Source organism: Telluribacter roseus (genome assembly GCF_017355915.2).
GTDB lineage: Bacteria > Bacteroidota > Bacteroidia > Cytophagales > Spirosomataceae > Telluribacter.
In genome coordinates this window covers 26,259-45,745 of the sequence record NZ_JAFEUV020000017.1, presented here as the reverse complement: position 1 = coordinate 45,745, position 19,487 = coordinate 26,259, and the positions used below count along the sequence as shown (strand labels likewise).

Below are 19,487 nucleotides of genomic sequence, written 5' to 3'. Positions count from 1 at the left end.
TTTTACTCCGCCTGCGCTGCTACCTGCTGGGATAGCAGGCTGGCTGAGGCCTGATCCAAAAAGAGCGAGCAATGGGGATGGGTACGCAGGATGCTGGCCGGATGCAGCTGACTCACCGGCTGTTCGAGGCAGTTTTGTACCGCTACGGCCTTACGGGCATCGGGTACCGAGCAAATGATGTGCTGCGACTTCATGATCTGCTTTATGGACATACTGATGGCCTGGGTAGGTACTTCATTCAGCGAAGCAAACCAGCCTTCGCCCAACTGCTGCCGACGGCAGGGCTCATCCAGATCCACTACGATATACGGCTGCTCGGTATCAAAGTCGGCCGGAGGATCGTTGAAGGCCAGGTGACCATTCTCACCAATACCTACCAGCGCTACATCAATGGGGTGTTGTTTGATCAACTCTCCTAAACGGGCACATTCGGCTTCAGCATCGGCTTCACCATTTATTAGATGCACCTCCTGCAGCGGAGGTACCTGCTCCAGGAAACGCTCCTTGAGGTACTTGCGAAAACTGGCCGGATGGGTAACGGAGAGCTCCAGGTACTCATCCAGATGAAACATGACTACCTTACTCCAGTCAATATCACTGGCAGCTATGAGCTGTTTCAGAGTTTCAAACTGGCTGGTACCCGTTGCAAGAATAATGTTGGCTCCGCCTTTTTGGGCAATGGTACTCCGGATCAGGTCGGCAGCCAGCGTGCCGGCTGCTTCACCTAACCCTTGTGGGGTGTCGGATATATGGATCTTCATGGTTAGAAACGCGGGTTCGGGTGCTACTTGGTACTTACACTAACGCCTGCCGGCGACCACTGCCTGAGCTGATGTCCTACAAAGGCGTAGAATACCAGGTAGAGGTAGCAGGGGAATAGTACCCAGTAGGCTGTGCGTACATCAAAGAGATCGGCGAAGTAGCCGTAGAAAAGGGGCATGATGGCATTACCGCACAAGCCCATGATCAGGATAGAAGCACCCAGTTTGGTGAACCGACCCAGTCCGTCCAGCGCCAGTGGCCATATGCCCGCCCATACCAGCGAATTGGCCAGTCCCAGCAGGACCACAAACCAGATGGAAAGGTCTGCCTCGTGGCCCAAAAAGCCAACAGTACCCCGAGCAAATATGATCAGCAGCGTGAAAACAGCCCCCAGTAGAGTACATAGGCGCAGCGCCGTAACCTGACTGATAAACCGGGGAATGGCTGATATACCCAGCAGATATCCACAGATGGTCATAGCCAGGGTATAGGATGGAAATACCTTCGCCTCCAGCAGAGTTATACCCATGGAGTTGGCGTAGGGAATGATGGTGTCTATGGCAATGACCTGGGTACCTACGTGCAGGAAGATGGCTACTGCCCCCAGAATCAGGTGGGGAAACTGGAAGATGCTGGTTTTGGTAGCGTTGGCGGTGGCCAGTTCCGGACTTTCCTGTTCCGTGTTGATCTCCGGCAGGGGAGAGTACCGTATAAACAAACCCAGTCCTACCAGTACCGTACCCACCGTAGCGTAGGGCACGATCACCCGTCGGATGAGCTCATCCAGAGCCGCGCTACGCTCGGCATCGCTCATCTGAGACAACTGCTCAAACAGGGCGCTGTCGGTTGGACGCAGGATGACGGCCGCAAACAGAATAGGTGCCAGAATACCCGCGCCTTTGTTGCAGATACCCATGATACTGATTCGCTGCGCCGCCCGCTCCTTGGGGCCCAGAATGGTGATGTAGGGATTGGACGCCGTCTGCAGGATAGCCAGCCCCGCGCCAATGGTAAACAGGCCCAGCAGGAAGACTTCGTAGGTACGCGTCATGGCTGCGGGAACGAATATGAACGCTCCTACGGCCATCGTCCAGAAGCCTACCATCATGCCCTTCTTAAAGCCTACGGCCTTCAGCAGGTAGGAGGCCGGTACCGACATCACAAAGTACGAGATGTAGAATGCAAACGCCACCAGGTACGACTGAAAGCTGGTGAGCTCGCAGGCTATCTTGAAGTACGGGATCAGAATGGCGTTGACCCAGGACACAAAGCCGAAGATAAAGAACATCAACCCTATGATAAAGATAGAGATCATAGTATCCCGCTTACTTAGCGAGCTTACGTCCACAGCTACGGGCGGCTGCTTTACGGAGGCCGTTTTAGTGCTTATCATAGGTACAGCTTATACAGTAGGTTCCCATCCACGCTGGTACTCTCTTTTCCAGAGCTTCATAGCTGCCGGATTGTTCTTGATGTGTCCGTTGGTAGGATCAGTATAGAGGGTACTACCCGAGCGTAGGGCTATGTTACCCAGCTGGCATAGCAGCGTGCTCTGGTGCCCTCCTACGATCTCGGCAGCCTGCGGAGTACCTTTACGGATACCGTCAAAGAAGTTCTGGATATGAATAGCATCCAGCTTCTGCGAAGGGTTCATGCGGTCACGGGGGTCTATTTCTATATCATTCTTCACGTCCCGGATCAGCTTATTGTTCAGGTCGTAGACCTTGTACGAGTTGCCGCCATCCAGGTATAGGGAGCCATTTTCGCCGTAGAAAACCACGCCTACGCTACTGTCCTCAATGTGCTTGCCGTTACAGCTGCGGCCTTCCCAGGTCATGCTGGTGTTATTGGCAAACTCCATCGTGATTACTTGTGTATCGGGGGTTTCCCAGTCGTCCTGGTAGCGGTAGCGGCCTCCGGCGGAGGTCACGCGGGTAGGGTAGTCCACGCCCAGTCCCCAGCGCATGAGGTCTACCATGTGGGTACCGTTGTTGAGGGCTTCGCCCGTTCCCCAGTGCCAGAACCAGTGCCAGTTGTAGTGGAGGATATTGTCTTTGAAAGCCTGACGCGGAGCCGGGCCCTGCCATAGTTCGTAGTCCAGCCAGGAAGGTACGGCTACCTGCTTACCCACCCCGATGGAAGGACGGTTGTTGGTGTACCAGCCCTTGGCAAAGTACGGTCGGCCGATGATGCCGTTCTTCACTTCGGCGATGGCTTCGGCTACCTTAGGCCACGAGCGGCGCTGGTTACCCATCTGGATTACATTCTTGTACTTCCTGGCGGCCGCCACCAGTAGCTCCCCCTCATTGGGGTTATGGCTGGCGGGCTTTTCGAGGTACACGTGCTTGCCGGCTTTAGAAGCTAGGATAGCCGCCGGAGCGTGCCAGTGATCAGGTGCTGCTACTACCAGGGCATCCAGGTTTTTATCTTCCAGTGTCCTCCGGAAATCCGTCTGCGCCTTAGGTTTGGAGTTCTGCTGTTTTTCTACGCTGGCGATACACTTATCGGCTGCCCGCGAGTCGACATCTGAGATGTATAGTACTTCGCAGTTGGGCTGTAAGGCAAAGTTATTAGCCAGGGCCAGTCCACGGCTGTTGACGCCCATCACCGTTACTTTAATCCGATCGTTGGCGCCAAGTATGCTGGCGTAGCTCTTGGCGCTAAAGCCGGGCAGAGCACCACCTACTGATAAGGCGGCGGCTCCGGTTACCGTTTTCTTGATAAACTCCCGGCGCGATTCATTAGCTTTTTTCATAAAAGGGTAAAAAGGAAAGGGTTAGGAATAGGTATATTATGTAAGGGTTAGGAATAAGTCTTTTGCAAGATTAATTTACTCTAAATAGTATAATCGGGTTAGGCTGATCTACTTACGATTTGCGCGCTTTGGCCATGACGCTTTCCAGGCTTACGGTAGCACCATTCTGGCGCTTGCTCTCGTCGGCCGCTTCCATGAACGCAAATATTTCAATGGTCTCCTCGGGAGTGACGGGTACCGCGCCCGTTTCAAAGTACTTCACGATGTCCAGCAGCAGGGGCTGGTAGCCATTGTAAGGCCCCAGGGTTACGTTGCCTTTGGTGGTATAGACGGTCCCGCCGTAGTCGTGCTTGCCGGTGCGGGTGCCCCGGAAAGTACCTACGCGACCATCCTTCCAGATACCTACTACGATGTCGGTGTCGGGCGTATGGATGCGCTTTACCTCCTTACAGCCGGTACCCATCACAGTATAGAGCGTCTCTACCCCGTGTATACCGTACCAGAACAGGTCCGGGTGGGTCTTCTCCAGCACGGCCGGACTGAATGTATCGGCGCCTACTACCTCGCCCTTGTTTACATTCTCCAGGCCTTTGATGTACCGGAGCGACGAAGCCGAGAACACAGGTACCTTATGTTTCTTAGAAGCTTCATAAATCGCTACTGCGTCGGATAGCGAAGCAGCTACGGGCTTGTCGATGAACATGCGCTTGCCTGCTTTCAGTACGGGCAGAGCCTGCTCCAGGTGCAGACGACCGTCGTTGGTTTCCAGCAGCACTACATCTACCTTATCCAGCAGCTCTTTAATAGAGCCCACTATCTCCACGCCGAGCTTCTTGATGTCTTCGGTATAGCCAGGTATGCGCTTTACGCTGGACTCAATATCCCTGCTTCCCTGCGGGTAGGCCGCTACTACCTTGTAGCCTGCCAGCTCCGGTCCGGCCTCGGGAGCATTGAGCAGCTTGGTGAAGGCCATGCTGTGGGAGGTATCCAGGCCTATGATCCCCACTCTTTTGCCCTGAGCCACGCCGGAGGCCGAAAGGCGTCCGGAAAGACCCAGGCTAAGGCCGGTGAGGGCGGTAGCCTGTAAAAATTTCCTGCGGTTAAGAGAGGTTGACATAGGTTAAAAAGCGGGTTTAGGAATAGCTGTTTCTTAATTATGTTAAGGGTTTCGGGTACGTACCCGTAAATTCGGTAAAATTTTTGAATATCCCTAATCCGGATCTGATTTTTATTTATAATCTACTTTAAAGTATCCTTAAAGTAAGGTGAAAGCTAGTTTCTGTAGAATTCGTAATTGCCCCGGGTCACGATGTCAATGGGCATGAAGTACTCCTTCTCTACGGACGACGAAAACACCAGCGTCTGGTAGAGCGCCATTACCCCCCGGTACCCCTGCTCCTCGGGCTTGTGACAGATCAGAAAGTCAATGGTACCACTCTTAAGGTACTCGATGTTGTCGGGAAGGTAGTCGTAGCCAATCAGTAGTTTATCATGCAGGCTCTGGCTCGCCAGGAAACGGGCTACGGACGAAACGCGGGAGTTGGTCACAAACAGCGCATCCACGTCGGGGTGCTGTTGCAGCGCTTTGGATAGTTCCTCCCTTACCGACGCGTATCCCGTCTGCCTGATATCTATCCGGATAATGGCCTTGGAATCGCCTTGATCCTGAAAGAAGCTTCGGAAGCCTGCTTCGATCTGGGGGTAGTTGAAGTTATCCACCTCTTTCGAAATATTTACGATCAGGAGCTTATGACTGGGGCCTTTGAGTCCGTAGGTCAGTAGCTGAGCGCTCAGGTACCCGCTCTGAAACAGGTGGGGGCCTATGTACGACAGGTTGTTTTGTTGGGGAATGGTGGAGTCAATAAATACGTAAGGGATCGACTGCTGGTTACAGGACTTGATAAACTCGACGGTTTCCTCGACAAAAGTGGGAGAAAGAAGCACTCCATTAACTTTCTGGTCCAGTATAGCACGGGCCTGCTTCCTGAACGACTCCTTATCATTCAGATCAAAGAAATACATATCGATGTGGATGCCATACTGCCTGATCTCGCTTTCGGCCCGGCGGATGCCCCGTAACGGAGCCTCCCAGAACTGCGTCTCGTCCGAAGCACTGGGGATCAGCATGGCCAGGTGGATGGTCTTCTTTGAAGCCAGACGGCTGGCGAGTATGTTGGGCTGATAGTCCAGCTCCTGGATGATGGCGTTGATCTTGTTCCGGGTCTTGTCCGATACGCCGGTCCGGTTATGAATGACTCTATCTACAGTAGCAATGGATACGTTGGCTCTGCGAGCAATTTCTTTGACGCCGATATTCTCTTTGTCGTGTTTCATAAATAGAAGGTTAGAGCAGTACTGGCTGAGGGCTGAATAGGTTAAAGGTATAAACTTTCGATTAAAATTTTATACTCACTCTTTTCGCCTGGATATATCGCTCTAATTGCCGTTTACTTCTGGAGCCCCCGATTGGCTACCCAAAACAAAACAAAAAAGACTCCCGACAGCGTCGAGAGTCTTTTTATATACTTTTCTCACATAATATTACCTGTTATGCTACTGGCGCGGACGTCCGCCACCACCACCACCGGGTGCAGCGGCAGGCGCAGGGCTAGCCTGCTGTGGCTGACCTCCACCATCACCGTCACCGCCGCTCTTCACATCATCGTTATTTACGGATTTGCGGTTACGACGGCTCGGGGCGTCAAAGCTCATTTTACCAAACTTGTACTGGAAGGTTACCCGTACTCCCCGATTGTACAACAGGTTGGTATTAGACTGGGTAAAGGCAGGAGTAGCCAGTTCGGTTCTGGTCTTGAAAGCATCGAACAGGAAGTTTTCGGTGGCCAGACCTATGCTACCCTTCTTATTCGTAAAGTCCTTCTTGAAGCCCATGCTATAGAAAGCAAAGCCTGTCTGATATCCCTGCAGCTGTACATCGCGGCCCCGGATAAAGGCCATACCCTGCAGTCCCCATCCCTTAGGCAGGGTTAAGTTGCTGAAAAACCGTCCACTCAGGACTAATCCTTCGTTGCTGGCAAACAGTGCCGGGTCGGGGCTGTTGTTGGTCAGGAATACATAATATCCATCAATGCCACCGCCGATCTGCCACTTGGAGAGCAGCGTCATGTTACCGAAGATGTTGGTACCATAGGTTTGTTTCTGGCCAATATTACCGTAGGTGGTCGTAATCACCCCCCGCTCATCGGTGGTACGGATGCTTTCGATGGAGTTGTTGGTAGTACGGGCGTAGACTGACATGTTGATGAAAACCGACTTTTTGAACCAGCTGGTACCAGCTTCCAGTTGGTCTGTCAGCTCGGGCGCAAGGTTGGGGTTACCCACTGTGATATTTTGTGGGTTGGCTGCATTTATGTTAGGGTTTAGGAATTGTATACCGGGGCGCTGGAGGCGACGGTTGTAGCCTAGCTTAATGGTACGGCCCCCTTTGAGCGTTTTGGATAAGTTAACACTAGGTACCAGGTTGCCGTAGTTCGGAATGTTCAGGTCGCCTTCGCCCTGGTTGGCGTTGATTACGGTGTACTCGTAGCGGCTACCAATCTTGATAGAGTACTTGTTCTTGGTAGTATAGGTGTACGAGAAGTAAGAAGCGGCTACATTCTGGTCATAGTTCAGTTCGTTGGCTGGCCGGGGTACGTTCAAAGAGCTGTAGTAGGAGAAATTGCTCAGCACCTGGCGCATGATCGCTTTTCCACCTATTTCAAACATTTGGTTATTCTTGATGGGGGTCTGGTAGTCTACCTGTACAGTACTTTCCTGGTTGTAGCTGTTGTTGCGGTTACCTTCCTGACCGATAAGCTCTTTCAGGGTATTATTGTCTGAGAAAAGATCAGCGTCAAAGTTGTTGGTACGGTTGTTCCGGCTGAACTGCGTCAGGACGCTTACTTCCTGCTGTGGTTTTCTAAGGGTTTTAGTATAGTCAACATTTACGTCTACAGTACCCGACAGGTCTTTCACATCTACCTCACGGTATGAACTGGTCGTAGTAGGAATTACTCCCAAAGATCTGAACGTAGAAATATCCTGGCTCGAAAGCTGGTTACGGGTACCGTAGCGGATACTGGCGGTCAGGAAGGAGGTCTTGCTGATATCGTAGTCCCAGCCCAGCTGATACGATCCGAACATACCGGCGTTGCGGGAGTCGGTAGCCTGACGGATGGTGAAAGGGTTCAGAGGGCTAAGACCTACCTGAAGGTTATCGGAATAGCCTTTCATATTGTAGTTGGCGCGTCCGAAGCCACTCAGGTTGAAACCCATTTTGCCGGCACGGTAGCTGCCGCGCATACCCAGCATGGCACCGCGGTTTCCAGCTCCGGTATTAAGGTCCAGCGTAGCGCCCTGCAGCGTGTTTTTCTTGGTAATAATATTGATAATACCGGCAGTACCTTCGGCATCGTAGCGGGCCGAGGGAGAGGTGATTACTTCCACCGACTTGATCATATCGGCCGGGATCTGCTTAAGAGCATCGCCTACGCTGCTGGCTATGATGGTAGAAGGCTTGTTGTTGATCAGTACCCGTACGTTGGAGCTACCACGGAGCGATACGTTTCCATCCAGGTCCACCGATAGCATAGGTACCTTGCGCATTACGTCGGCAGCATCACCACCCTTGCTGGTTACGTCCTTTTCGGCGTTGTATACCAGACGGTCTACCTTCTCCTCAATCATAGCCGCCTGACCTACTACCTCTACCTCTTTCAGCTGAACGATATCGGGTGTCAGTACTACATTGCCTAATTCTACTTCGGTACGACGGTCAATGGATATATTTTTGACCTCTTTTCCTTTATAGCCAATAAAAGAGATCAAGAGCTTATAGGAGCCGGGGGCTATTCTGTTCAGTGTGAATTTACCTTTGTCATCCGTAGTAGTACCGTCTATAGGCTTATTGCTTTTGGTGTCAATGAGTGATATAGCTGCAAACTCAACGGGCTGGTTCGAAACGGAGTCTACCAGAGTACCGCTGATTCTGCCGTTGCCGCGTGGGGAGTTATCGTCGGCTGTTCCGGGAATCGCAGTGGGTTGTTGCTGAGGCCGGTTCCCGGGAAAAGAAGGGGCTTCCTGCGCATAGGCAGAGAAGGCCAGACCGGTAGAGAGCATCAAAGAAAAGCAAAGCTTATTCATGGCTTGTACAGTGTGATTTGTGAGAATTGGTTAATCAAAACAACAACCGGATAACTTATAAAAAAAATACAATAGATAAGCGGCAAAAACAAAACGACCAATGGCCTCTTTTGACCGATGGATTTGAAATAGGTACCTAAATCGTGAAAAATCCCCGGTTGGTAGACCTATACACTCTATTGATCGATATTCTTGATGGACTGGTCGATTGAAGTAGTTGCTGTGAAAAGTCCTATGTATGATTGTATACATATTTATGTTAATCAGATAATAACCAACACCTTTATACATGGCGTCCTTCTCGCTTTTTCGTAACTTCTCCGTACTGATCCATATCCTGGTATGGGGTGTGCTGGGGCTTTCGCTGCTTCTGTTTCAGCCGCTTACCTGGCGGGTGGAGCTGCCGGATCAGTTCTGGATCAAGCAGGGCGTTCTCTTTCTTTTACTGGTTTCTGCCTTCTATCTCAATGCCCTCCTGTGGGTGCCCAGGCTGCTGTTCCGGAATAAGTACACCTTATTTATAGCCCTCAATGTAGCGACGGTGTTTATCGTAGCCTACGTGATACAGCGGTTTGAGGTATGGATCAACCTGCGTGAGCTGATGGAGAAGGCTTACCAGGCCCGGAAGGCCAGCGGCGTAGTCAGAAGTGAGAAGTGGATCGATTTCTTTTCGCTGATCCTGACCCTGATGGTACTGGGTATCAGCACCAGTGTTACGGCCGTGCAGAACTGGCACCGGGATAAGCAGCTCCGCCAGAGCCTGGAACGGGAGAAGGTCAAGTCAGAGCTGTCGTTTCTGAAGGCTCAGATCAACCCACACTTTTTCTTCAATACCCTTAATAATATTTATGCGCTTACAGTAATTGATGGCGAAGCGGCCCGGGAGTCGATCCATAAGCTATCGCGTATGATGCGGTACGTGCTGTACGAGACCCAGCAGACTACCGTTATGCTGAGCCATGAGATAGCCTTTGTACAGGATTACATTCAGCTGATGAAGCTGCGGCTTACGGATAAGGTATCGGTAAAGTTTGAGCAGCCGTCGCCGCTCCATGATGTACCCATCGCGCCTATGCTGCTGCTGCCCTTTATCGAGAATGCTTTCAAGCATGGGGTGAGCGCGGTAGAGCCCAGCTGTATTACTATCAGTATAAAGCAGCAGGGGAGGCAGTTGCACCTGGAAGTGCAAAACTCGCTTTTCACCGATAAAAAGGTTACCTTAGACGACAGTAACGGCATAGGGCTGGCCAATACCCGCCGCCGGCTGGACCTGCTCTACTCGGACCGGTACAACCTGACCGTGAACGAAAATACCTCTGACAACAAATACCAGGTTGACCTGAAACTGGAAGTAGCATGACCCTACGTTGCATAGCCGTTGATGACGAACCACTGGCCCTGGGGCTGGTGTGCGCCTTTATTGAGAAAACGCCCTTTCTCAATCTGGTGGGGCGGTACTCCAGCGCGGTAGAGGCTCTGCAGGGGCTGCATCAGCACGAGGTCGACCTGATCTTTCTGGATATCCAGATGCCCGATCTGACGGGTATTGAGCTGGCTCGCGTACTGGATAAGTCGGGGGAGCGGGGACCGCGTATCGTGTTTACAACGGCTTACAATCATTTTGCGCTGGAAGGCTTCCGGGTCGATGCGCTGGACTACCTGCTCAAGCCGTTCAACTACGAGGAGTTTCTGAGAGCGGCTACCAAGGGCAAGGCCTACTTCGAGCTGGTACATCGCGCCCAGCCGGTAGCGACGCCACCGCTACCCGACCTACGGGATGAGTACCTGTTCCTGAAAGTAGAGTACCAACTGGTGCGGGTAGCCTTTGATGATATCCTGTACATCGAAGGGCTCAAAGACTACGTAAAAGTACACCTCAAGAGCGACACTAAGCCCTTGCTGTCGCTGACCAGCCTCAAGGCGCTGGAAGAAAAACTACCTCCCAGCCGGTTTATGCGGGTACATCGCTCCTTCATCGTAAGCCTCGACCAGATCGGGGCCGTGACCCGCAATACCATCCAGATCGGCGACTCTACCATTCCCGTCAGTGACCAGTACAAGGAAGGCTTTAATCAGTTTTTGAGCCGGTGGATCTGACTCCCCGGACTGGCGTCCGGGGCAACAGGATTAGCCGCGCCGCTGGCGCTACAATATCGTCCGGGCCTACAATATCGTTCGTGCCTCTGGCACTGGGGGAGGGTAGGTACCTTTATCTACTAAAAATAAGGAGGCCGAGGATTTACCCCCGGCCTGCTTTTACTTCAACTCTTCTAGCAGGAACTTACCCGTAAAACTTTCCTTGGCTTTGGCTACCTTTTCGGGAGTGCCTTCGGCGACTACGCGGCCGCCCTGGGCGCCCCCTTCCGGGCCAATGTCTACGATATAGTCGGCAACCTTAATGATGTCCAGGTTGTGCTCGATGATCAGTACCGTGTTTCCTTTTTCGACGAGCTTGTTAAGTACATCGAGCAGGTGGCAGATATCCTGGAAGTGGAGTCCTGTAGTAGGCTCATCCAGGATATAGAGCGTCTTACCGGTATCGCGCTTGGAAAGCTCTTCGGCCAGCTTTACCCGCTGGGCTTCTCCCCCCGAAAGGGTAGTGGCGTGCTGGCCGAGGGTAATGTAGCCCAGGCCCACGTCGTTCAGGGTCTGTACCTTGCGCAGGATGCGCGGCTGGTTTTCAAAGAACTCCAGCGACTGCTCTACGGTCATATCCAGTACATCTGCGATAGACTTGCCCTTGAAGCGTACTTCCAGCGTTTCGCGGTTGAAGCGCTTGCCTTTGCAGGTTTCGCAGGCAATGTGCACGTCGGGCAGGAAGTCCATTTCGATCTTTTTCATACCGGCTCCTTCGCAATCCTCGCAGCGCCCCCCTTTTACGTTAAAAGAAAAACGGCCCGGCTTGTAGCCCCGAATCTTGGCCTCAGGCAGCTCGGCAAAAAGAGAACGGATATCTGTAAACAGATTGGTATAGGTAGCCGGGTTGGAACGTGGCGTACGGCCAATGGGCGACTGATCTACCTCGATGACTTTATCGATATGTTCCAGTCCTTCGATGCTCTTGTAAGGCAGTGGCTCGCGGCGCGACCGGTAGAAGTGCCGGTTCAGGATTGGGAACAGTGTCTCGTGGATCAGCGATGACTTACCGCTACCACTTACCCCCGTCACGCACATCATGGTACCCAGCGGCAGCCTGAGCGTCACGTTCTTGAGGTTGTGGCCGGTACAGCCTTTGAGGATTAGCGTATTGCCATTGCCTTTGCGGCGCTCGGCCGGTATCTCTATGCCACGGCGTCCGCTCAGGTACTCTGCCGTGACGGAGCCATTCTTCAGGAACTCCTCCGGGGCGCCCCTGCCGACAATCTGTCCGCCGTGGCGTCCGGCACCCGGGCCCACATCCACGATGTAGTCAGAGGCCAGCATCATATCTTTATCGTGCTCTACTACCAGTACGGTATTGCCAAGGTCACGCAGGTTCTTGAGCGACTGGATCAGGCGAACGTTGTCGCGCTGGTGTAGCCCGATGCTCGGCTCATCCATGATGTATAGTACCCCCGTAAGCTGCGTACCGATCTGGGTAGCGAGTCGTATCCGCTGCGCTTCTCCTCCCGAAAGAGTACGCAGGGCGCGGTTGAGGGTCAGGTACTCCAGGCCTACGTCCAGCAGGAAGCCTATCCGCTTGCGTATTTCCTTAAGTACCTCGTGGGCAATGACCCGCTGGCGGTCGCTGAGCCGGTCTTCCAAGCCTACCATCCAGTCGGCCAGTTCGCGGATATCTACCTGCGCCAGCTCGGCCACGTTCTTATTATCAATCTTGAAGTGCAGCGACTCCTGACGCAGCCGGGCGCCGTGGCACTCAGGACAGTCGCGGATGACCAGGAAGTCTTTGAGCCAGTCCTGAATCTTGTCGGTACCGGTTTCCTGCTGACGTTTCAGAAAGTTGATGATCCCATCAAACTTGGTATCCCACTCCGTACCGGGGTACTTCTTGGAAGGGAGCGGAATAGGCTCGTCACTACCGTACAGGATTACCTCCATTGCCTCCGCCGGAAGTTTTTCGAGTGGGGTACTCAGCCCCACCTTATATTTCTTCAGGATGATCTCCAGTTGCTTGAATATCCAAGCATCGCGGTACTCGCCCAAGGGCGCTATACCTCCCCGGCTAATACTGAGCGAACGATCCGGCATGATGGACTCTTCGGTGATTTCTTCCACTACACCCAGTCCCTGACACGTAGGGCACCAGCCGTAGGGGGAGTTGAAGGAAAAGCTGTTGGGGGCCGGGTCGTCGTAGCTGATACCTGATTCAGGGTCCATCAGGTTCTGGGAGAAGTAGTGTACCTCTCCGTTAGTGTCCAGTACCATCATGGCACCCTTGCCCTGCTTGATGGCCGTGGCTACGGACTGGCTTAGGCGGTAGCGGTCTTCGGCTTTGGGAATGACGCGATCTACTACTATTTCTATATCGTGTACCTTGTAGCGGTCCAGCTGCATCTTGGGTACAATATCCTGTACCTCGCCGTCCACCCGTACTTTGGTATAACCCAGACGGGCGATCTGCACGAACAACTCGCGGTAGTGACCTTTCCGGCCTTTTACTACCGGGGCCAACAGGGTAGTTTTTTGTCCGCCAAACTGCGCCAGTAGCTGATCAATAATCTGATCCTGCGACTGCTTTACCATACGGCGCCCCGTTACGTACGAGAAGGCCTCACCCGCGCGGGCGTACAGCAGACGCAGAAAGTCGTAGATTTCGGTAACAGTACCTACGGTAGAGCGGGGGTTACGCGAGGTAGTCTTCTGTTCAATGCTGATTACCGGCGACAGGCCGCTGATCTTGTCCACATCAGGGCGTTCCATTTCGCCAATAAAGCCCCGGGCGTAGGCCGAGAAGCTTTCCATGTAGCGGCGCTGCCCTTCGGCGTAGATGGTATCAAATGCCAGTGATGATTTACCACTCCCGCTGATACCTGTCACAACGACGAGCTTATTGCGGGGAAAGCTTACATCAATATTTTTAAGATTATGCTCACGGGCTCCCTGCACTTCTATCTGGTCGTAACCCGTAAGGTCAATATCATTCAGCTGTTTCAAAGCGTCTAATCAGTAGGTTGAAAAATAGAGGAAGACCAGCGTCTCCATCTAGAGTTAAACGATAAAGATAACGGATGGGTTCGTATTTACGGCTGCCACATCGAGATTGTTTGCCTACCTCATCGGAGACAAGCCTCGGCAAATATCCATAGCCTTTTCCACATAGGCTACACGGCTTTTTATAGCCTTCTTTGGCCTGTATCCAGGAGGAGCTGCTGAGCAACTCCTTACTTCCTGTACCATTAGAGGCATCACCCGGGTCCATGGCTTTTGGCTAAGTGGACCGGGATAATATAGTGTCTACTATAACGAACTATGGTTTATATCAAGGTTGCGAGGCAGGGGCGGGGCTAACGTACTAGTAGTTAATAACTTAAAGTTACAAACAAATATTGATTAAGTAACCGATGGATTCCTTGTGTGTACTAATAGTGTCTTTTTTACACTATGATGATTCTGAGAAAAAATTAGATTAAAACTTCATTAAAAATTTTGAAAGTCTAGTTAGATTTGGCTCGACCTGCTACTTTCATAGCTTGGTTAAATATACTTTTCTCTAATAACCATTTACTCATCACCAATCATCTTCTATGAAAGAAAATCTACGTTTAGTAGTCCGATGGGCTGTGCTACTGATGCTCGTGCTGAGCACTGTACTGGCCCACGCGCAGGAGCGCCGCGTCAGTGGTAAGATTACCACCTCATCCGACAATCAGGGTCTGCCAGGGGCCAACGTACAGGTAAAAGGTACTACTGTAGGTACGGTTACAGACTCGGAAGGCCAGTTTACAGTAGCAGTGCGGGGAAGCGATGCCGTGCTGGTTATTTCGTCGATCGGATACGTTAAGAAAGAAGTACCTGTAGGTAACCAGAGCACGATCAATGTGACGCTGGACGATGACGTCAAGAGCCTGAGTGAAGTAGTGGTAACGGGCTACGGTACGCAGTCTAAGCGGGACATTACCGGAGCGGTATCCTCTATTGACGTTAAGCAGGCACTGGCAGTACCTGCTTCTAACCTGGCGCAGGCTATGCAGGGCCGGGTAGCGGGTGTAAACGTATCCAACGACAACTCACCCGGTGGTAATGTCATGGTACGTATACGGGGGTTCGGTACCATCAACGACAACTCTCCCCTGTATATCATCGATGGTACGCCTACCAAGGGTAACCTCAGCTCGCTCAACCTGAACGACATCGAGTCGATGCAGGTACTTAAAGATGCTTCGGCGGCTTCTATCTACGGATCACGGGCCGGTAACGGAGTAGTGATCATTACTACCAAGAAGGGAAAAGCCGGTAAGCCTATGCTATCGTACGATACCTACTATGGTACCCAGAGTGCCTGGCGCGGTCTGGACCTGCTGAATACCCAGGAGTATGCCGACCTGCTGTGGAGATCCCGTATCAATGCCCTGAATACCCTTACTAACGGGGTAGCTACTCCCAATCCGGGACAGACCGGCCTGGTGTACCCCAGCAACGCTCAGTTTGGTAAAGGAGCTACTCCGGTTATTCCTGATTATGTTATACCTGGCGGAGCCATGGAAGGAGATCCACGTACGGATCCCAGCCGCTATGTATACGACCCGTTCAACCCCAGCTCGCGCTACCTGATCACCAAGGCTAACAAGCAGGGTACCGACTGGTTTGGCGAGATGTTTAACCCGGCTCCCATCCAGAACCACCAGCTGGGAGTATCGGGTGGTAATGAGAACGGACGCTACGCGATGTCGCTCAACTATTTCGATCAGAAGGGTATCATGCAGCATACCTATTACAAGCGCTACTCGCTCCGGGCCAATACTGAGTTTAACGTAACGAAGCGGTTACGGGTAGGGGAGAACTTCCAGGTGGCACTGGATCAGCGGGTAGGCCAGACCGGTGGAAACCAGAACGAGGGTAACCCAATCTCATTTGCTTATCGTATTCAGCCGATCATTCCGGTACGTGATATCATGGGCAATTTTGCCGGTACTTCAGGACCCGATCTGGACAACTCGCGTAACCCTATCGCCGAACTATGGCGCAATAAGGACAACGTAGGCCGCAATGTGCGCCTGTTTGGTAATGCCTACGCTGAGGTAGACATCCTCAAGAATCTGACCGCCCGTACCCAGTTTGGTATTGACTACAATCTATTCAATCAGCGTGTATACCGCGCTGTGGATCTTGAGTCATCAGAGAACGCCGGAGCTAACCAGCTCGACCAGACCAACAACTATGACTGGACCTGGACCTGGTACAACACCCTGACCTACAAGACCAGCTTTATAGACGATCGCCTAAGCTTTAACGTCGTAGCAGGTACCGAATCTATCAAGAACTTCTTTGAGCAGTTTACTGCCCGCCGTCAGCGGTTTGCCGCGGACGATATCGAAAACCGCTACCTCGACGCTGGTAACCCAGGTACTTCGGTCAACGCAGGTTTTGCTTCAGACTGGCGTATTGCTTCGGAGTTTGCCAAGGCCAACTTCTCCCTGGATGACAAGTACCTGCTGGATGTAACCCTTCGCCGTGACCGCTCTTCGCGCTTCGCCGAAAAGTACCGGGTAGCTTACTTCCCGGCGATATCGGTAGGTTGGCGTTTGTCCAACGAAGCTTTCATGAAGGGACTGACCTGGCTGGATGACTTCAAGCTGCGTGCTGCCTGGGGACAGACTGGTAACCAGGAGATCGGTAACTACAACCGCTTCGGTATATTCGGAACCAACGCTACTCAAAACTTCTATGACCTGAATGGCACCCGTACATCAGCCATACAAGGTTACGACCGTACCCAGTTTGCTAACCCTAACGCCCGTTGGGAAACCACTACCTCTACGGACATTGGTTTTGATGCGGTATTGCTTAAAGGTAAGCTGGATGTCAACTTCGACTGGTACGACCGTCTGACTACTGATATGCTGTTCCGACCTGACGTGCAGCGTACGCAGGGGGTAGCTACCGTACCTTTCCAGAACATCGGTTCTATGCAGAACAAAGGGGTAGAACTGGGCATTAACTATAACGGCAGCTCACGCAACGGCGATTTCCGGTACTCAATTGGGGGTAATATAGCTACCTACCGTAATAAGGTAATTACCCTGACCGGCGATCCGGCTACGCAGTACTTTGGCTTCACTACGCGTCTGCCGGCTATGAGCGTAACCCAGGCGGGCTACCCGATCGGTTCGTTCTTTGGCTACGCGATTGATGGATTTATCAATACCGACGAAGAAGGTAAATCGCTGCCCACGCAGTTTGGAGGTGGTGTTAATAACAAAGCCGGTAACTTCCGCTTCCGTGATGTAAACAACGACGGCGTGATCAATGCCTCTGACCGTACCATCATCGGTAGTCCGCACCCTGACTTTACCTACGGTATCAACATAAGCACCAGCTACAAAAACTTCCGTCTGGATCTGTTCGGACAAGGTGTACAGGGCAATCAGATCTTTAACTACGTACGCTACTGGACCGACTTCCCAACCTTCGGTGGTAACCGCAGCAAGCGCATGATGTATGAGTCGTGGGAGCCGGGTAAGACGGATGCCAAGCTGCCCATCCTGCGCTCGAACGACGTTATATCCAGCCAGCCTTCTACCTACTACCTCGAAGATGGCTCATACCTGCGTCTGAAAAACGTCCAGCTGACCTACGACATACCAGCCAAGGTACTGTCAAGATGGGGAATCGGCCGTGCTTCGGTATACATTCAGGGACAAAACTGGTTCACTTTCACGAAGTACACCGGTCTGGATCCTGAGATCAACCTGCGTAACTCAGGTGGTACCGATCAGGACCGTCACATAGGTGTGGATGAAGGAGCTTATCCGGCGTATCGTGCTACGCTTGTCGGCTTAAATCTAAGTTTCTAATTGGTGGATAAAATCTTGAAAGGAAATACACAATGAAAAAGATAACATTCATAGCGGGTATCCTAATGTTAGGATTGGCTACTTCGTGTAGTGATGAATTTCTGGAAACCCGTCCTAAAGCGGCTCTTTCCATAGAGTCCCTGAAAAACCGTGCGGGGGTTAACTATCTCCTGACCGGAGCCTATTCGCTGGTAGATGGTGTAGGGGCAGGTACTACCACATGGCACGGCTCCGCCGACAACTGGATCTACGGGAGCGTAGCTTCCGACGATGCGTATAAGGGTACCATCGCCGGTGACCAGCCCGAGATCTCACTTATTGAGCAGAAGTTGATCCTGCCCGACAACAACCACTTCCGGGGCAAATGGCAGGCCGTCTATGACGGTGTGGCGCGGGCCAATGACGTGTTGCTGCTGGTAGATCAGGTCGATGAACTGACTGACGCTGAAAAGACCCAGATCAAGGCACAGGCGCGCTTCCTGCGCGGACACTTCCACTTCGAGGCTAAGAAGATGTGGAACATGGTCCCTTACATTGACGAGGCTGCCTACAAACCCGATGATCTGAACAGTACCCGGGTACCTAATGACAAGGACATCTGGCCAAACATCGAGGCGGACTTCAAGAATGCTCTGGATAACCTTCCCGAAACCCAGACGCAGAAGGGGCGTGCTACCAAGTGGGCCGCTGCTGCCATGCTGGGAAAAGCGTATCTGTATCAGCGTAAGTGGGCTGAGGCTAAGGCGCAGTTTGATGCTATCGTCAACAGCGGACGTTACAAGCTCATGGAGCGCTACAGCGATAACTTCCGGGCGGTTACCAACAACAATGCAGAGTCAATCTTTGAGGTACAGCACTCAGTGAATGATGGAGCACCGGGCGGTGAAAACGGAAACGCGGGCGCTACCCTCAACTACCCATACGGTGGGGGCGGGGTAACTACCTGTTGCGGATTTTATCAGCCAACCCAGAACCTGGTCAATTCATTCAAGACCCAGAACGGTCTGCCTCTGTTTGAGACCTTCAATAATTCGGACGTGAAGAATGACCAGGGCATTGAGTCCAATCAGCCCTTCACTCCTGATGAGGGTGAGTTTGATCCGCGTCTTGATCATACCGTAGGCCGCCGTGGTATACCGTTCCTGGATTGGGGAGTACACCCAGGCAAGCTGTATGTTCGTGATCAGGCGTATGGCGGACCATACTCTCCCCGCAAGCACCTGATGTACCGCTCGGATGTAGGTACCAATACGTTTTCGGGTAACCCTCGTCTCAATGCCAACAACTACCGTATGATCCGTTATGCGCACGTGCTGCTGATGCTGGCGGAAGCAGAGGTGGAACTGGGTAATCTGGAGCGGGCCCGCGAACTGGTCAATATGGTACGTAAACGGGCGGCTAATCCGGAAGGCTTTGTCAAGACGGCCGACGGTAAGAATGCCGCCAACTATGTAATCAAAGAATACGCCGTGGGTGATCCTGCTTTTAGTAACGCTGCCAATGCCCGTACCGCGGTACGTTTTGAAACGCGTCTGGAGCTGGCTATGGAAGGCCACCGCTTCTTTGACCTGGTACGTTGGGGTATTGCCGATCAGGTACTGAATGCCTACTACGCGGTTGAGAAGAACAAGCGTACCTACTTCAACGGGGTAACCTTCACCAAGGGTAAGCATGAGTACTACCCCATACCCCTGCAGGAAATCGTGAACTCACAGATGGGGGGTAAAGCAACTCTGAAGCAGAACCCCGGCTACTGATACAGTCCATCTTTATGCTAACTACACGGGCCGCTCCTGAGGAGCGGCCCGTGTTTGTTTTTATCCAACAAAAAGAAGTAGATCAGAGTTGTTACAGACACACCTAACACAGGATAC

Annotated in this window: 11 protein-coding genes; 4 read left to right on the top strand and 7 right to left on the bottom strand. The window is 52.3% G+C overall.

Going from position 1 to position 19,487, the window contains the following annotated elements; all coding sequences use genetic code 11:
- Positions 1–2: 2 nt before the first annotated feature.
- The 6 genes from JTN23_RS22570 to JTN23_RS22545 all read right to left on the bottom strand — a co-directional run bounded on the left by JTN23_RS22570 (position 3) and on the right by JTN23_RS22545 (position 8,659).
- Positions 3–761: a glucosamine-6-phosphate deaminase gene (locus JTN23_RS22570; protein WP_247237339.1), complete on the bottom strand. Its 759-nt coding sequence runs from the start codon at positions 759–761 to the stop codon at positions 3–5.
- Between the two features lie 23 nt (positions 762–784).
- Positions 785–2,155, bottom strand: coding sequence for a sugar MFS transporter (locus tag JTN23_RS22565; RefSeq protein ID WP_247237338.1), 1,371 nt, complete (start codon positions 2,153–2,155; stop codon positions 785–787).
- 9 nt (positions 2,156–2,164) lie between these two features.
- Positions 2,165–3,517 (bottom strand): Gfo/Idh/MocA family protein, encoded by a 1,353-nt coding sequence (locus JTN23_RS22560; RefSeq protein WP_247237337.1) that lies wholly within the window; start codon positions 3,515–3,517, stop codon positions 2,165–2,167.
- A 112-nt stretch (positions 3,518–3,629) separates the two neighbouring features.
- Positions 3,630–4,634 carry a Gfo/Idh/MocA family protein gene (locus JTN23_RS22555; protein ID WP_247237336.1) on the bottom strand — a complete coding sequence of 335 codons (1,005 nt, stop codon included), beginning with the start codon at positions 4,632–4,634 and terminating at the stop codon, positions 3,630–3,632.
- Between the two features lie 155 nt (positions 4,635–4,789).
- Entirely contained in the window at positions 4,790–5,851 is a 1,062-nt protein-coding gene (locus JTN23_RS22550; protein WP_247237335.1) for a LacI family DNA-binding transcriptional regulator, read from the bottom strand.
- A 219-nt stretch (positions 5,852–6,070) separates the two neighbouring features.
- Positions 6,071–8,659, bottom strand: a complete 2,589-nt coding sequence (locus JTN23_RS22545; RefSeq protein ID WP_247237334.1) for a TonB-dependent receptor — start codon at positions 8,657–8,659, stop codon at positions 6,071–6,073.
- Positions 8,660–8,948: 289 nt separating this feature from the next.
- On the opposite strand from JTN23_RS22545, the gene JTN23_RS22540 reads away from it, so the two are divergent.
- Together JTN23_RS22540 and JTN23_RS22535 are read left to right on the top strand one after the other, a co-directional pair.
- On the top strand, positions 8,949–10,019 hold the full coding sequence (locus JTN23_RS22540) for a sensor histidine kinase (RefSeq protein WP_247237333.1): 1,071 nt from the start codon (positions 8,949–8,951) through the stop codon (positions 10,017–10,019).
- Positions 10,016–10,756 carry a LytR/AlgR family response regulator transcription factor gene (locus JTN23_RS22535; protein WP_247237332.1) on the top strand — a complete coding sequence of 247 codons (741 nt, stop codon included), beginning with the start codon at positions 10,016–10,018 and terminating at the stop codon, positions 10,754–10,756. Before JTN23_RS22540 ends, JTN23_RS22535 begins: the two co-directional genes overlap by 4 nt.
- A 159-nt stretch (positions 10,757–10,915) precedes the next feature.
- Here JTN23_RS22535 and uvrA read toward each other — a convergent pair whose 3' ends face one another.
- The gene (gene uvrA, locus JTN23_RS22530; protein WP_247237331.1) at positions 10,916–13,753 is read right to left on the bottom strand and encodes an excinuclease ABC subunit UvrA; all 2,838 of its coding nucleotides are present in this window, start codon (positions 13,751–13,753) and stop codon (positions 10,916–10,918) included.
- Between the two features lie 590 nt (positions 13,754–14,343).
- Here uvrA and JTN23_RS22525 point away from each other — a divergent pair.
- Together JTN23_RS22525 and JTN23_RS22520 are read left to right on the top strand one after the other, a co-directional pair.
- Positions 14,344–17,613 carry a SusC/RagA family TonB-linked outer membrane protein gene (locus tag JTN23_RS22525; protein ID WP_247237330.1) on the top strand — a complete coding sequence of 1,090 codons (3,270 nt, stop codon included), beginning with the start codon at positions 14,344–14,346 and terminating at the stop codon, positions 17,611–17,613.
- 32 nt (positions 17,614–17,645) lie between these two features.
- Positions 17,646–19,370 carry a RagB/SusD family nutrient uptake outer membrane protein gene (locus tag JTN23_RS22520; protein ID WP_247237329.1) on the top strand — a complete coding sequence of 575 codons (1,725 nt, stop codon included), beginning with the start codon at positions 17,646–17,648 and terminating at the stop codon, positions 19,368–19,370.
- Positions 19,371–19,487: the final 117 nt, after the last annotated feature.